Source organism: Mycobacterium sp. TH-M82, from assembly GCF_057473605.1.
This window is the reverse complement of sequence record NZ_JBYCKY010000426.1, coordinates 1-1,085: the sequence shown is the minus strand read 5'-3', so window position 1 is coordinate 1,085 and position 1,085 is coordinate 1. Positions and strand designations below refer to the sequence as shown.

Sequence of the window (1,085 nt, the reverse complement as noted above, 5' to 3'; positions counted from 1 at the left end):
TTGCACTGGGCGGCCGCCAACATCAGTCACCCCGGTGAGCCGGTGCCGGCCAATATCGGAGCGGAGCCGCTCGCCGTCGTCCGCGACGCGGTTCGCCACGGCCTGGACGAGTCGGCGGCGGTGGACGCGTACCGGGTCGCGCAGAACGTGGCATGGCGGTTCTGGATGAAGACCGCCTTCGCGTTGACATCGGACCCTGGCGAACTGCGCGAACTGCTCGCCGTATCGGAACACTCGATCACGTCGTTCATCGACGCCACCATCACCGAGATCCGCCACCAGATGCAGCTCGAACGCGACGACCTCACCCGCGGAACCCACGCCGAACGCCGGGAGGTCGTCGCCCTGATCCTCGACGGCGCGCCGATCACCCGACCGCACGCCGAGCGCAAGCTCGGTTACCGCCTCGGGCAGGCTCATACCGCAGCCGTGATCTGGGGCGACGAATCGAACACCAATCTGGCCGATCTGGACCGTGCCGCCGAGGCGTTGACGCATACCGTCGACGGAGGCCGATCGCTGTCGCTGCTGCCCAGTGCTGCCACCCGATGGCTGTGGTTGCCCGGTGCCGACGGGCCGGATTTGGCCGGCGTCGCCGCCGCGGTGAGTCAGCTGCCGGGCGTGCGGATCGCGGTCGGGCCCACGGCGGTGGGGATCGAGGGTTTCCGCACCAGTCACCTCGACGCGATCATCACTCAGCGCACCATGGCGCGGCTGGACTCCACCCAACGGGTCGCCTGCTTCGCCGATGTCGAACTCGTCGCGCTGATCACCGCTGATCCGGAACGAGCGAACCGGTTCATCAAACACACGCTCGGAGATTTCGAGTCGGCCGGTGCGGAACTCCAGCGGACTGTCCTGACCTTCGTCCGTGCACAGTGCAATTCCTCGCGAGCGGCCGCTCGTCTGTTCACGCACCGAAACACCCTGCTGCGCAGACTCGCTCGTGCCGATGAGCTGCTGCCAAGACCGTTGGAAGAGACGAGTGTGCATGTCGCGGTGGCGTTGGAAGCACTGTCTTGGCGCGGCGCAGCGAGCTGACAGCGGCGTGGTTCATCTCCCCGTCCTAATAGTGGTAGCGGGCC

Annotated in this window: 1 protein-coding gene; it reads left to right on the top strand. The window is 67.1% G+C overall.

The features are described 5' to 3' along the window. Positions 1 to 1,041, top strand: a 1,041-nt coding sequence (locus AC2VON_RS13255; RefSeq protein ID WP_486953382.1) for a PucR family transcriptional regulator, incomplete at its 5' end; no start/stop codon positions are given. Positions 1,042 to 1,085 lie beyond the last annotated feature (44 nt).